13 protein-coding genes are annotated in these 13,276 nt (G+C 73.4%); 8 read left to right on the top strand and 5 right to left on the bottom strand.

What is annotated here, in order from left to right:
* Positions 1 to 31: 31 nt before the first annotated feature.
* From ACN260_RS25255 to ACN260_RS25235, 5 genes are all read left to right on the top strand, one after another.
* Positions 32 to 373: a hypothetical protein gene (locus ACN260_RS25255; RefSeq protein ID WP_422753365.1), complete on the top strand. Its 342-nt coding sequence runs from the start codon at positions 32 to 34 to the stop codon at positions 371 to 373.
* Positions 374 to 715: 342 nt separating this feature from the next.
* Positions 716 to 2,131, top strand: coding sequence for a PhoH family protein (locus ACN260_RS25250; RefSeq protein WP_422753364.1), 1,416 nt, complete (start codon positions 716 to 718; stop codon positions 2,129 to 2,131).
* Between the two features lie 286 nt (positions 2,132 to 2,417).
* Positions 2,418 to 3,113, top strand: a complete 696-nt coding sequence (locus tag ACN260_RS25245) for a transglycosylase SLT domain-containing protein (protein ID WP_422753363.1) — start codon at positions 2,418 to 2,420, stop codon at positions 3,111 to 3,113.
* Positions 3,114 to 3,228: 115 nt separating this feature from the next.
* Positions 3,229 to 3,882 carry a rhomboid family intramembrane serine protease gene (locus ACN260_RS25240; RefSeq protein WP_422753362.1) on the top strand — a complete coding sequence of 218 codons (654 nt, stop codon included), beginning with the start codon at positions 3,229 to 3,231 and terminating at the stop codon, positions 3,880 to 3,882.
* Positions 3,883 to 4,023: 141 nt separating this feature from the next.
* Entirely contained in the window at positions 4,024 to 4,992 is a 969-nt protein-coding gene (locus tag ACN260_RS25235) for an NAD(P)/FAD-dependent oxidoreductase (protein WP_422753361.1), read from the top strand.
* Positions 4,993 to 5,066: 74 nt separating this feature from the next.
* Here ACN260_RS25235 and ACN260_RS25230 read toward each other — a convergent pair whose 3' ends face one another.
* Positions 5,067 to 5,753 (bottom strand): TetR/AcrR family transcriptional regulator, encoded by a 687-nt coding sequence (locus tag ACN260_RS25230; protein WP_422753360.1) that lies wholly within the window; start codon positions 5,751 to 5,753, stop codon positions 5,067 to 5,069.
* Positions 5,754 to 5,895: 142 nt separating this feature from the next.
* On the opposite strand from ACN260_RS25230, the gene ACN260_RS25225 reads away from it, so the two are divergent.
* Positions 5,896 to 6,849, top strand: coding sequence for an NAD-dependent epimerase/dehydratase family protein (locus ACN260_RS25225; protein ID WP_422753359.1), 954 nt, complete (start codon positions 5,896 to 5,898; stop codon positions 6,847 to 6,849).
* Positions 6,850 to 6,903: 54 nt separating this feature from the next.
* Here ACN260_RS25225 and ACN260_RS25220 read toward each other — a convergent pair whose 3' ends face one another.
* Entirely contained in the window at positions 6,904 to 7,875 is a 972-nt protein-coding gene (locus ACN260_RS25220; RefSeq protein ID WP_422753358.1) for a DMT family transporter, read from the bottom strand.
* Complete coding sequence (glpX, locus tag ACN260_RS25215) at positions 7,872 to 8,903, bottom strand: class II fructose-bisphosphatase (RefSeq protein WP_422753357.1); 1,032 nt, start codon at positions 8,901 to 8,903, stop codon at positions 7,872 to 7,874. The genes ACN260_RS25220 and glpX overlap by 4 nt, the downstream gene beginning before the upstream one ends.
* A gap of 158 nt (positions 8,904 to 9,061) precedes the next feature.
* Between glpX and ACN260_RS25210 the strand changes: the two genes are divergently transcribed.
* Together ACN260_RS25210 and ACN260_RS25205 are read left to right on the top strand one after the other, a co-directional pair.
* Positions 9,062 to 9,844, top strand: a complete 783-nt coding sequence (locus ACN260_RS25210) for a DUF4245 family protein (protein ID WP_422753356.1) — start codon at positions 9,062 to 9,064, stop codon at positions 9,842 to 9,844.
* Positions 9,845 to 10,027: 183 nt separating this feature from the next.
* Positions 10,028 to 10,873: a hypothetical protein gene (locus ACN260_RS25205; RefSeq protein ID WP_422753355.1), complete on the top strand. Its 846-nt coding sequence runs from the start codon at positions 10,028 to 10,030 to the stop codon at positions 10,871 to 10,873.
* Positions 10,874 to 10,954: 81 nt separating this feature from the next.
* Here ACN260_RS25205 and ACN260_RS25200 read toward each other — a convergent pair whose 3' ends face one another.
* A complete protein-coding gene (locus tag ACN260_RS25200) occupies positions 10,955 to 11,869 on the bottom strand; it encodes a PLP-dependent cysteine synthase family protein (RefSeq protein WP_422753354.1) in 915 nt (304 codons plus the stop codon).
* A 1-nt stretch (position 11,870) separates the two neighbouring features.
* Complete coding sequence (locus tag ACN260_RS25195) at positions 11,871 to 13,274, bottom strand: EamA family transporter (protein ID WP_422753353.1); 1,404 nt, start codon at positions 13,272 to 13,274, stop codon at positions 11,871 to 11,873.
* Positions 13,275 to 13,276: the final 2 nt, after the last annotated feature.

Raw genomic sequence — 13,276 nt, 5'->3', positions numbered from 1 at the left:
CCAGGCCGCCGCGGCCCACCGGAGCCGCCCGATGAGCCCCCTGCTCGCCCTGTTCCTCGTCCTCGTCCTCGGGGCGGCCAGCTATGCCGCCGGCCGGTTGCACGGCCAGCTCAGCTACCGGATCGGGTACCGCTTCGGCTACCGGCAGGGCTACTTCGACGGTGACCGGGGCGCCTGGAACCGGCGGCGGCGCGACGCCCAGGCCGTGCTCGCCTCGGCGCTCACCGCCCCGGCGGTGCCGGCCGACGCCGGGTGGCGTCCCACCCCCGCGGTCCGCCGGGGCACCACCTACACCGGCTCCTCGTTCGCCAGCCCGCCGGGCCCGGTCGCCGGGCGGCACCCGACCGGCACCCTGGTCCGCCGGTCCGGCTGAACCCGCGGGAGCCGACAGCCGTCGGTACGGCGTACCGACACCGACCCGCGTCGCCCGGTGACGCGGGTCCACCGGCCGGGATGCGCGCAGGGGGCAGGCATCCCGGCCGGTCCGCGCCGCCCACCGGGCGGGGCGCGCCCGCTGCGGGGGAGATCCTCGTCCGCCCTCTAGCCGAGGCGGCCCGGCGCCGCTAGCGTCTAGGCATGACCCGGGGTTTTCCCGGGTCAGCCGGCCGCCCGGATCTGCGACCTCGCGCACGGGGTTCCGCATCCGACCCCGTGTCCCCGGGCACCGGAGGAGGCGGAACGCGGATGGCGGATGCCCGTCCGTCGGAGCAGGCCTGTGACGACTCGCCGTACGCCCGCCGGTGTCGACCAGATCCCGGCCGCGACTGCCACGACCCGCCGAGCCACCCGGAGCCGCCGCCCGGCGGCCGCCGCCCCGCCCGGCCCCGAGGAGCCCGGCCCAGCCGGCCAGGTGTTCGTTCTGGACACGTCGGTGCTCCTGTCCGACCCGGCGGCCTTCCACCGCTTCGCCGAGCACGAGGTGGTCCTGCCGCTCGTGGTGATCTCGGAGTTGGAGGGCAAACGACACCACCCGGAGCTGGGCTGGTTCGCCCGCCAGGCCCTGCGCATGCTCGACGAGCTGCGGGTCCGGCACGGTCGACTGGACCGTCCGGTGCCCGCCAACGAGTCTGGCGGCACGCTCACCGTGGAGCTGAACCACTCGGACGACGGCGTCCTGCCACCCGGCTTCCGCAACGAGTCCAACGACGCGCGCATCCTGTCGGTGGCGCTGAACCTGGCCGCCGAGGGGCGGGAGGTGACGCTGGTCAGCAAGGACATGCCGTTGCGGGTCAAGGCCGCCTCGGTCGGGCTGCGGGCCGACGAGTACCGGCACGGCCAGGCCAGCGATCCGACCTGGACCGGGATGGCCGAGCTGGAACTGGGTGAGGACGAGATCGGCCGGCTCTACGCCGGGGACTGCCTCGACCTGGACGCCGCCGCCGGTCTGTCCTGCCACACCGGCCTGGTGCTGCACTCCACCCGGGGCTCGGCCCTGGGCCGGGTGCTGCCGGACAAGACCGTCCGGCTGGTGCGCGGCGACCGTGAGGCGTTCGGTGTGCACGGCCGCTCGGCCGAGCAGCGCATCGCGCTGGACCTGCTGCTCGACGAGTCCATCGGAATCGTGTCGCTGGGGGGCCGGGCCGGTACCGGCAAGTCGGCCCTGGCACTGTGCGCCGGGCTGGAGGCGGTGATGGAGCGCCGCCGGCACAAGAAGGTGGTGGTCTTCCGGCCGCTCTACGCCGTCGGCGGGCAGGAACTGGGCTACCTGCCCGGGTCCGAGTCGGAGAAGATGTCGCCCTGGGCGCAGGCCGTGTTCGACACCCTCGGGGCGGTGGTGCACGAGAACGTGCTGGAGGAGGTCACCTCGCGGGGCATCCTGGAGGTCCTTCCGCTGACCCACATCCGGGGCCGGAGCCTGCACGACGCCTTCGTCATCGTCGACGAGGCCCAGTCGTTGGAGCGGGGCGTGCTGCTCACCGTGCTGTCCCGGATCGGGCAGGGCTCGCGGGTGGTCCTCACCCACGACGTCGCCCAGCGGGACAACCTGCGGGTCGGGCGGCACGACGGGGTGACGGCGGTGATCGAGGCGTTGAAGGGTCATCCGCTCTTCGCGCACGTCACGTTGAACAGGTCCGAGCGGTCCCCGATCGCGGCGATGGTGACGGATCTGTTGGAGGACATCCCGGGCTGACCGTCGTGGGGGCGAGGTCCGCCCCTCATCGTCCGCATTCACTTTGTGGCACAGGTCACAAAATGGCCGGTGGGTTTCCCATCAGCCTCACTGTGCGCAATCGTGTCCCACGAGCGTCCACGTCCCGGTGGGGGTGTTGGTGACCGTTCGTCCCCTCCTGGGACGGGCAGCCACCCCCCGCCGGTGCGTCGGTGGCGACCGGCTCAGGTCGGGGCGCTCGCGGCACGACCGCGCCCGTCGAGGGCCGGTCCGCGCCGCGTCCTTGCCCCCGACGAAGGGACACTTCGTGAGTCGGCTGTGGAGCCGGTTCGGTGCCCGTACGGCCGCCGTCGCACTGCTCTCCGTGGGCGTTGCCGGCGGCTTCTATCTGGGCGAAGACCGGGAAACCCAGCAACAGGGCCTGACCGCGCAGGTCGGCCTCCAGGTCGACCAGGTCGAGTACGACTACCAACGCGACCGGCAGGCCGACCACCGGCGGGAGTCCGCCAAGCAGCGGGCCGCCGAGTACCAGGCGAAGCTGCGGGCCGCCGCGGCGGCCAAGGAGGCCGCCCAGCGGGCCAAGGCCGCCGAGGCCGCCGCCGCGTCGCGCAAGAAGGAACGTGAGGCCGAGGCCAAGGCCAAGGCGGAGGACGGGAAGATCAAGGCGTACGCCGGCCCGGTCCCCGCCTCGTGCAGCTCGTACAGCGGGCACCGCAAGACCGGCTGCGCGATGCTCCTCCAGGCGGGCTTCAAGATCGACCAGATGCCCTGCCTGGACAAGCTCTGGAACAAGGAGAGCGGCTGGAACCCCAAGGCCAGCAACTCCTCGTCCGGCGCGTACGGCATCCCGCAGGCGGTGCCGGGCAGCAAGATGAGCTCGGTCGCCAGCGACTGGCGGACCAACCCGGTGACCCAGATCAAGTGGGGCCTCGGCTACATCGAGGGCCGGTACGACAACCCGTGCGGCGCCTGGGCCAAGAGCCAGAGCGAAGGCTGGTACTGAGCGACGACACAGACGGCGGGGCGGGTGGGCGACCACCCGCCCCGCCGTCTGCGTAGCCCCGCCCGGCACGGGACCCGGGTGGCGGTCGGCGGAGAATGCTGATAGCCATGGTGGGGTGACCCTGCACCCGACGGGCGGCGACCCCGACCGGTTCGGCACCGAGGCGTTCTACGCGTCGCTCGGCCGGGCCTTCGTCGCCATGTGCGCGGTGGTGCCGTTCCTCTTCCTCATCGAGGCCCTCGACCAGGGGCTCGGCTTCGGGCTCGACGTGGCCGCCGGGATCATCCCGCAGCGCATCCAGGGGCTCGACGGGGTGTTCTTCTCGCCGTTCCTGCACCACGGCTTCGACCACCTCTACAGCAACAGCATCCCGCTGATCCTGCTCGGCACCTTCGTGCTGGCCGCCGGCACCCGCCGGTTCCTCTGGTCCACCCTGGTCATCGTCCTGGTCAGCGGGCTCGGCGTCTGGTTCACCGGCTCGCCCAACTCGGTGGTCGTCGGGGCGAGCGGGGTCATCTTCGGCTACCTGGGCCTGTTGTTCACCCGGGGCATCGTCGAGCGGAGCTGGTGGAACTTCGGGGTGGTGCTGCTGGTCGGCCTGCTCTACGGCTGGCAGTTGCTCGGCATCCTCCCCACCGACGAGCGGATCTCCTGGCAGGGGCACCTGTTCGGGCTGCTCGGCGGGGTGGTCGCGGCGATCCTGTTCCGGCGTCGCCGCCCGTACGATCCGTACCAGGAGTACCGGGTGGAGTCCACCCTGACGCCCTGAGCGGGCGACCCGCCCGGCCCGCGTGGCGGTGGCGGTCATGCTTGCCCGGGCCGCACGTCGGGCCTACCGTCGGCAGCAGCACGCGTCGCCCGCCACCGGCGCGGCGCACGTTGATCGCCAGCGGAAAGCGACGGTACGCCCATGCGCGAGGTCGATGTCGCCGTGATCGGAGCCGGCCCGACCGGGCTGTTCGCCGCGTACTACGCGGGTTTCCGGGGGCTGTCGGTGGCGGTCGTCGACGCGCTGCCCGAGCCGGGCGGGCAGATCACCGCCATGTACCCGGAGAAGCTGATCCTCGACGTCGCCGGCTTCCCCGCCGTCAAGGGCCGGGACCTGGTCGCCAACCTGCTCGCCCAGGCCGCGCCCTACCACCCGGAGTACCTGCTCGGCACCCGGGCCGAGAAGCTCGCCCACACCGACGGCCGGCCGGTGCTGGGCCTGGCCGGCGGCGAGCAGTTGCGCTGCGGTGCGGTGCTGGTCACCGGCGGGCTGGGCAGCTTCACCCCGCGCCCGCTGCCGGTCGCGGACAGCTTCGTCGGCGGCGGGATCGTCTACTTCGTACCGGAACCGACCGCGCTGGCCGACCGGGACGTGCTGATCGTGGGCGGCGGTGACTCGGCGTTCGACTGGGCGGCCACCCTGCAACCGCTGGCCCGCTCGGTGACCCTGGTGCACCGCCGGGAGCGGTTCCGGGCGCACGCCGCGACCGTGGCCCGGGTGCTGTCACTGCCGGTGCGGGTCGTGGTCAACGCCGAGGTGACCCGGCTGCACGGCGACGACACGGTCACCGCCGCCGAGATCACCGTCCGGGGCGGGGCGGCCGAGACGCTGCCGGTCGACACGGTGGTCGCGGCGCTCGGCTTCACCGCCGACCTGGGGCCGCTGGCCGAGTGGGGGTTACGGCTGGACCGCCGGCACATCGTGGTGGACAGCGCGATGGCGACCAACCTGCCCCGGGTCTTCGCCGCCGGTGACATCACCGAGTACCCGGGCAAGGTGCGGCTGATCGCCACCGGCTTCGGCGAGGCCGCCACCGCCGTCAACAACGCCGCCGTCGCCATCGACCCGGCGGCCCACCTCTTCCCCGGCCACTCCTCCGACGCCGGCTGACGGGTCGACCAGCCGCGGCCGGGTGCGGCCGGCCCGGGGCACCGGCCCGGCGGGTCTGGTCAGGGCATGCCTGGTCAGGGCAGGCCGACGAGGTCGGCCATCAGGGCGGTCTGGTGGTCGAAGTAGGCGTCCCGGTGCGGGACGACCGGGTCGAGGCGGCCGAAGAGGTCGAAGCTGATCAGCCCGAAGAGCTGGGTCCAGCCGGCCATGCCCCGGGCGAGCAGGGCCTCGGGCAGGCCGGGGAAGAGACCGTCGGCGATCTCGGCCAGGTCGGCCCGGACCGGCTCGGGCAGGTCGTCCTCGGGCGGGGTGATCCGGCCGGCGGCCACCCCGTCGCGGAGGATGCCGAGCAGGGTCAGCGGCGGGCGCTGCGCGGGGAGCACGGTGTCGACGGGGGCGGCGTACCCGGGCACCGGGCTGCCGTAGAGCAGGGCGTACTCGGCGGGGTGGGCCAGCGCCCAGGTGCGGGCGGCCCGGCAGACGGCGTGCCAGCGGCCGCGCAGGTCGGCCCGGTCCACGGCGGCGTCGGCGGCCTCCACCGCGTCGCCGAGCGCCTGGTACGCCTCGATGATCAGCGCGGTGAGCAGGTCGTCCCGGCTGGGGAAGTAGCGGTAGATCGCCGACGAGACCATCCCCATGTCCCGGGCGACCGCCCGAAGTGACAGGTCGGCTCCGTCACTGGCGAGGTGTCGGCGGGCCACCGCCTTGATCTCGTCGATCATCTCGGCGCGGACCCGGGCGCGGATCGAGGAAGCCGGCATGCACCTACTCTGCCACGCGGCAGAGCGCCAATCAAAATAGAGAGCACTGCTCTTGACTCTGGGGGATCGGGTCGGCCATGCTGGACGCAGCTCAACGAGAGCAGTGCTCTCGATCCGGTCTACTGCTTCGAAAGGTTCTCCCATGTCGCTGCACGTGATCGTCGGTGCCGGCCCGGTCGGCTCCGCCACCGCACACCACCTCGCCGAGCGGGGCGAACAGGTCCGGCTCGTCACCCGGCGGGGCACCGGCCCCGCCGACCCGGCGATCGAGCGGATCGCCGCCGACGCCGCCGACACCGACCGGCTGACCACCCTCACCGACGGGGCGGTCGCGCTCTACAACTGCGCCAACCCCGCCTACCACCGGTGGGCCACCGACTGGCCGCCGCTGGCCGACGCGCTGCTCACCACCGCCGGGCGCACCGGCGCGGTGCTCGCCACCGTCGGCTGCCTCTACGGCTACGGCCCGGTCGACGCGCCGATGACCGAGGACACCCCGCTCGCCGCCACCGGCACCAAGGGACGCGTCCGCAACCGGATGTGGACCGAGGCGCTCGCCGCCCACCGCGCCGGCCGGGTCCGGACCACCGAGGTACGCGGCTCGGACTACCTCGGTGCCGAGGGCAACTCCCTGCTGCCGCTGGTGCTGCCGAAGGTGCTCGCCGGCCGGCGGGTCCTCCTGCCGGTGAACTGGGACGCCCCGCACACCTGGACGTACGTCGGGGACGTGGTGCGTACCCTGGTCGCCGCCGCGGCCGACGAGCGGGCCTGGGGGCACGCCTGGCACGTGCCGAGCCCCGCGCCGACGAGCGTCCGTGAGCTGGCCGTCCGGGCGGCCGAACTGGCCGACGCGCCGCCGCCGAAGCTGACCCGGCTGCCCTACCCGCTGCTCTGGCTCGGCGGCCTGACCGACCCCTTCGCCCGCGAGCTGCGGGAGACCGCGCACCAGTTCGCCAGGCCGTTCGTGATGGACTCGACCCGGGCCACCGCCGTCCTCGGCATCACCCCGACCCCGCTTCACGAGGCGCTGACCGACACCGTCCGCACCCTCACCGCCACCCACGGGACGCCCACCCGGGCGGGTGCGGCCCGCTGACCGCCGCCGGCCCGCCCACCCACCCACCCACACGGACGGTCGGGGTCGGGCGGGTCAGCGGCGCGGGGCCGGGCCCAGCGCCGCCACCAGCACCGCGACCAGGGTCAGCAGCGCGCCGGCCAGGGTGGCCGGGCCCGGGTGCGACGCCGACGTCGGCAGCACCACGTCCAGCACGACGGCCCCGACGACCTGGCCGGCGATGGTGGCCAGCCCCAGCAGCAGGACCCCGGTGAACCGGACGATGGCCGCCGCGACCGCGATGAAGACGATGCCGATCGGGCCACCCAGGTACAGCCACGGCTCGGTCGGCAGCGCACCACCGGGAGCACCCCGGACCGCCAGGTCCACGCCGAAGGCGACAAGCAGAGCCACCGTACCGACGGCGAAGTTGACTCCGGTGGCGACGAGGGCACTGCCCGACGCCGCCCGGACCAGCCCGTTGACCGCCTGCTGCCAGGCCAGCCCCAACCCGGCCAGCAACGGCAGCAGGGCCAGCACCAGGGTGCCCGGGTCGCCGAGCCGGTCACCGACGGCCAGCAGCACGGCCAGCACGGTCAGCACCGCACCGGCCAGCCGGGAGCGCGTCACCGGCTGCCGCCCGCCCGGCCCGATGCCCGCCCGGTCCACCGCCAGGCTGCTGGCCGACTGCCCGGCCACCACCGCCACGGTGAACACCGCCACGCCGAGCGCACCGATGGTGAGCCCCTGGGTGGCGACCAGGAACGCCCCGCACACCCCGCCCAGCAACTGCCAGGGACGCAGGGCTCCGGACCGCAGCGCCCCGCGCAGCTCGGCCAGCCCGCGCCGCCCCCCGGGCAGGGCCGGGACCAGCACCAGCAGCACCAGCAGCCCCAGGCCGAAGGAGACCACCGCGGCGGCGATGCCGTCGGCCAGGCGTACGCCCAGCTCGCCGTTGATCCGGGACTGCACGGCCACGCCGACGCCGGCGGCGGTGGCCAACCCGATGCCGGCGATCCGCCGGGTGGCGGACAGGACGGGAGGGGCGGCGGTGCCGGAAACGGTCACTCCTGCTCTGCCAGGGGCCTGCCGTCGAAGTCCACCGCCGAGTAGAGGGCCAGCTTCTCCAACCGGTGGTACGAGTCGATCACCCGGATCGTGCCGCTCTTGGAGCGCATCACGATCGACTGGGTGTACGCCCCGCCCGCCTGGTACCGCACCCCGCGCAGCAGGTCACCGGAGGTCACCCCGGTCGCCACGAAGAAGCAGTTGTCCCCGGTGACCAGGTCGTCGGTGCCGAGCACCCGGTCCAGGTCGTGGCCGGCGGCGAGCGCCTTCTCCCGCTCCTGCGCGTCCTGCGGCCAGAGCTTGGCCTGCATCGCCCCGCCCATGCACTTGAGCGCGCACGCGGAGATGATCCCCTCCGGGGTGCCGCCGATGCCCATCAGCACGTCGACGCCCGACTCGCCCCGGGCGGCGGCGATCGACCCGGCGATGTCGCCGTCGGAGATGAACCTGATGCCCGCCCCGGTCCGCCGGATCTGCCCGACCAGGTCGTCGTGCCGGGAGCGGTCCAGCACGCAGACGGTGACCTCGGCGACCTCGGTGCCCTTGACCTTGGCGATCCGCCTGATGTTCTCCGCCGGCCCGGCCTCGATGTCCACCACGTCGGCGTACGCCGGGCCGACGGCCAGCTTCTCCATGTAGAACACGGCGCTCGGGTCGAACATCGCCCCCCGCTCCGAGACGGCGAGCACCGCGAGCGCGTTGGGCATGCCCTTGCTCATCAGCGTGGTGCCGTCGACCGGGTCCACCGCCACGTCCACCTCGGGGCCGGTGCCGTCGCCCACCTGCTCGCCGTTGAACAGCATCGGGGCGTTGTCCTTCTCGCCCTCGCCGATCACCACGACGCCGCGCATCTGGATCGAGTTGATCAGCTTGCGCATGGCGTCGACGGCTGCCCCGTCGCCACCCTCCTTGTCGCCCCGGCCGACCCACCGGCCGGCGGCCATCGCCGCGGCCTCGGTGACCCGGACCAGATCGAGGGCGAGGTTACGGTCGAGGTCCTGCGGGACCCGCGTCCTGGTGTTCGTCATGGCGGCTTCCTCCTCGCGACGGTGCGGGGTGGGCAGGCGGGGACGCAGGTCGCCCCCTGCCGGCTGTGTCGCTGATCCTCACACGATGCCAGGTCCGGGGGCGGGGCGGGGCGATGGTGGGCGGGATCGCCCCACCGGGCGGCTGCGAGAATGGGCCGGTGGAAGCCGCACAGCCTGCCGACCGCGTACCCGCCGACCCGACCCCGCCGGACGGCCGGCCGCCGGTGCCCCCGGCCGCCGACGACGCACCCACCGGGTCCGCGCCCGGCGGCGACGCGGGCACGCCGGCCGGCGGCGAGCCCGAGCCGGCGCTGGTCGCCGGCGGCGAGCCCGAGCCGGCACCCGTCGCCGGGGAGCCCGAGTCGGCGCCGGTCGCCGGGGACGGGTCGCCGGACCGGGCGGCGACGGCGCCTCCCGGCCGCCCGGAGCGGCCCCGCTCCGAGCGTTCGCCCAAGGACATGGCCCTGTCGCTGCTGGTGCTGCTGGTGCCGATCGCCCTGCTGCTCGCCTTCTACCGGGGCTTCCTCGGCGGCGAGCAGCCCACCACGGTCGACGCCGCCCCCGCCTACGAGCAGGCCCGCGCCGCGAACGTCTTCCCCGTCGCCGAGCCGTCCGGGCTGGGCGACGGCTGGCGTACGGTGAGCGCCGGCTTCCGTACCGTCGAGGACGGCGCGACGCTGCGGGTGGGGTATCTCACTCCGGAGGGCCGGGGCGCCCAGCTGGTGCAGAGCACCGTGCCGCCGCAGCGGCTGATCCCCGCCGAGCTGACCGCCGAGGGTCAGCCGCAGGGGCCGGCCGACCTGGGCGGGGCGAACTGGCAGCGGTACACCGGGCGGGGCAACGAGCAGGCCCTGGTGCTCCTCGAACCGGGCCGTACGGTGATCGTGGTGGGCGACGCCCGCGACAACGAGCTGCGTGAGCTGGCCGGCGCGCTGCGCTGACCGGCGGCGCGGGTGGACCGTGCCGAGGGGGATTGCGGAAGGCGACGTCCGGGAACAGAAGGGACACGACCCCGGGCCGGCCCGACCGGGCGGGGACCGTGCGCCGCGCGGGAAGTGTCACGCCCGCGCCGGCACGCCCCCGGTACCCGCCGGGGGTCGGACGACCCGACTGGAGAACCCGACGTGACCATTCGACGTTTCAGTACGGCGGTCTTCGCCGCAGCGCTGCTCACCCCCGGCCTGGCCGCCTGCAACAACTCCGGCACCGGTGAGGCGGGGTCCTCCGCGTCCCCGTCGGTCTCCGGCAGTGTCGCCCCGGGCAGCGCCTCGCCCGGCACCTCCGAGGCCAAGCAGGCCCTGCTGAACTCCACCAACGAGATCCGCAACGGCAACTTCCGGTTCACCATGAGCGGGGTGGGGTCGACCGCCGAGGGGCAGGTGCACCAGCCGAGCCAGAGCGCCCAGATGAAGCTGAGCATCGGGGACGCGTCGTCGGACCTGATGATGAACCTGGATCTGATCCACGCCAAGCCGGACAGCTGGGTCAAGCTCGACCTGGGCGGCAAGTCCGCCAGCAGCATCCCGGGCGCGCAGAAGCTCAACCTCGGCAAGTACCAGCACCTCGACCAGACCAGGATCAAGGGCAACAAGTCGCTCGGGTTCGACTTCGAGAAGGTCGACCCGGCCGGCAGCGCCGTGCTGACCCAGGGCATCACCGAGGTCCGGCAGACCGGTGAGGGCAGCTACGCCGGCACCCTGGACGTGTCGAAGGCCGCCGAGGCGGGTTCCGTCGACCAGACGGTGATCAGCGCGCTGGGCGCGCAGGCGCAGTCGGTGCCGTTCACCGCGAAGCTGGACCCGCAGGGCCGGCTCAGCGAGCTGGTGGTCCAGATCCCGGCCGCCGGTCAGAGTGCCGCGCAGGACATCAAGATCACCTACTCGGACTACGGCAACGCCACCGCCGCCCAGAAGCCCGCCGCCGACCAGGTGGTCGAGGCCCCGCAGGAGTTCTACAACCTGTTCAGCTGAGCGTGTGTACCGAGACGGAGGGGTGGCCCCGGGGCCACCCCTCCGTCGTCGTGTCCGCCCCGCGCCGCGGTCAGCCCCGGCTCAGAGCAGTTCCAGGTAGTCGTTGACCCGGTCGTACGCCACCGTCAGCAGCGTCAGCGGCTCGTCCGAGGCGGCCAGCAGCCGGCGGCACGCGGCGATGTTCGCGCCGGTCGACGGCCCTGCGCCGATACCCTCGCACTCCATCAGGCGGCGCATCCCGTCGATCGCGTCCGCCTCGCTCACCGTGACCATCTCGTCGATGATCTCCGTGTTGAGCACCGGCGGGATCATGCCGATGGACAACCCCTGGATGCGGTGCGGGACGAAGACGTCGGCGAACATGTCGCAGCCCTCCGGCTGCACGCCGAGGATGCGCAGCCCGCCCTGGTGCTGCCGGAGCACCTCGCCGATGCCGGTGAGGTGCCCGCCGGTGCCGATGCCCGCCACGTAGCAGTCGACCCGGGTGCCGTCCAGGTCGGCGATGATCTCGCGGACCGTGGTCAGCCGGTGGATCTCCGGGTTGGCCGGGTTGGCCGCCTGGTTGAGCATCACGTACTCGGGGTGCTCGAACTGGATCTCGGTGGCCAGCTCGCCGTGCGAGTTGTTGCCCCGGGTGCTGTCCGAGAGCCGGACCTCCACCCCGAAGCTGGCCAGCAGGCGACGCTTCGACTCGCTGTAGTTGTCCGGGATGACCAGCACCACCCGGTAGCCGAGCACCGCGGCGGCGATCGCGATCCCCATCCCGGTGTTGCCGCCGGTCGGCTCCAGGATGGTCTGCCCGGAGCCCGGCTTGAGCAGACCCTCGCGTTCCGCCGCCCGGATCATGTTCAGCGCGATGCGCATCTTGTGGCTGCCGCCCGGGTTGTTCAGCTCCAGCTTGAGCAGGATCTCCCCGGGCAGGTCGGCGGTGAGCCGGCTGAGCCGCACCAGCGGGGTGCCCCCCACGGTGTCCAGGATCGAGTCACGGATGCCCATCTCAACCCACCTCCGCCGTACGCCGGTCCGGGCCGGGCAGGAAACGCAGCTCGGTGTACTCACCGTCGACGCACCGGAACAACCGGGCCTCCCGGACGCCGGTGTCGTCGATGCCGACCACCAGCTGCTCCAGCGTCGGATAGAGCGGCACCCCGTCGACCAGGGCGTTGCGCCGGTCCTCGTCGCTGAAGTAGGCCCGCCCGTTGGGGTGCGAGTGGTAGAGCACCACCACCGGGTCGTCCCCGTCGAGGTTGTCCTCCAGGTACATCAGGTCGGCCGGGGCCAGCACGTAGCCGGTCGCGGCGGTGCGCGGGAACCGGACCGGGTCCTTGCGGTGCATCTCGTCGGCCATGTTGCGGGCCTCGTGCACCCGCCCGCTGGCGTGCACGAAACCGCACGCCTCGCCCGGGTAGGCGACCCGGGCGTGCTCGTAGACCGTGTCGAGGGTGGACCCGTCGAGGGTCGCCCCGTCGTCCGGGACCACCGGCGCGGGCGTCGCCGCCGAACCGCCCCCGGTGGCCTTCTTGGTCAGCCCGAACGCGGCGAGCATGACCACCGCCAGGGCCACCGCCAGGGCCGGCAGCGTGGCGTTCTCCAGCAGCGCCGAACCGAACAGCGCCACCACCGGGAAGAGCACGAAGACGTACGACACCAGGACCGCGTCGACGTGTTGGAGCAGGTAGAAGTAGGCGGCGAAACCGATCACCGAGCCGACCAGGCCGAGGTAGAGCACCCCGGTCAGCGAGCGGCCGGAGATCGCGCCCAGGTCGGGCCGCTCGACGAACGCCCCGAGCACCACCAGCCCCACCGCACCGAGCCCGATCGGCAGGGTCTCCTGGGTGAGCACGTGCACGGTGCCGCCGTAGCGGGCCATCACCGCGTACGTCAGGGCGTGCATGACCGCGGCGAGCAGCACGGCGGCCGGTGCCAGCACGCCCCGGGCGCTGATCCCGGCGGTGAGCTGGACGATGCCGACCAGGCAGCCGAGCCCGACCACCACACCGGCCCACTGCGTCCAGCTCACCGAGATCCGCGAGATCAGCACCGAGAAGAGCAGCAGGAAGACCACGACCGACGAGAAGATCAACGCGGCCAGGCCGGAGCTGATGTGCTGCTCGCCGTAGTTGATCAGCGCGTACGGGACGGCGATGTAGACCACCGCGATGAACGGCACCACCCAGCGTCGGCCCGGCGGCGGCAGCAGCGACACCCCCGGCGCGGCGAGGCAGACGGCGAGCAGGAACGGGAAGGCCACCAGGAAGCGCAACCCGGCCGCGGTGATCGGCGGCAGCGTCTCCACGCTCATCTTCATGCCGTACCAGGTGGTGCCCCAGATCAGGCACACCAGCAGGTAGAGCAGCCCGAGCTGCCAGCGGCCGGCGCGGGCGCCGGTGTGGTTCGTCATCT

The sequence above is a fragment of the Micromonospora sp. WMMD708 genome (genome assembly GCF_049315245.1).
Classification (GTDB): domain Bacteria; phylum Actinomycetota; class Actinomycetes; order Mycobacteriales; family Micromonosporaceae; genus Micromonospora; species Micromonospora wenchangensis.
The sequence above is the reverse complement of the archived record's forward strand: the minus strand, read 5'-3'. Positions and strand labels throughout refer to the sequence as shown.

Coding starts and splice junctions, on each gene's coding strand:
- ACN260_RS25195 (WP_422753353.1), bottom strand. CDS start 13,274: ATGACGAACCACACCGGCGCCCGCGCCGGCCGCTGGCAGCTCGGGCTG.
- ACN260_RS25230 (WP_422753360.1), bottom strand. CDS start 5,753: ATGCCGGCTTCCTCGATCCGCGCCCGGGTCCGCGCCGAGATGATCGAC.
- ACN260_RS25235 (WP_422753361.1), top strand. CDS start 4,024: ATGCGCGAGGTCGATGTCGCCGTGATCGGAGCCGGCCCGACCGGGCTG.
- ACN260_RS25200 (WP_422753354.1), bottom strand. CDS start 11,869: ATGGGCATCCGTGACTCGATCCTGGACACCGTGGGGGGCACCCCGCTG.
- glpX (WP_422753357.1), bottom strand. CDS start 8,903: ATGACGAACACCAGGACGCGGGTCCCGCAGGACCTCGACCGTAACCTC.
- ACN260_RS25225 (WP_422753359.1), top strand. CDS start 5,896: ATGTCGCTGCACGTGATCGTCGGTGCCGGCCCGGTCGGCTCCGCCACC.
- ACN260_RS25255 (WP_422753365.1), top strand. CDS start 32: ATGAGCCCCCTGCTCGCCCTGTTCCTCGTCCTCGTCCTCGGGGCGGCC.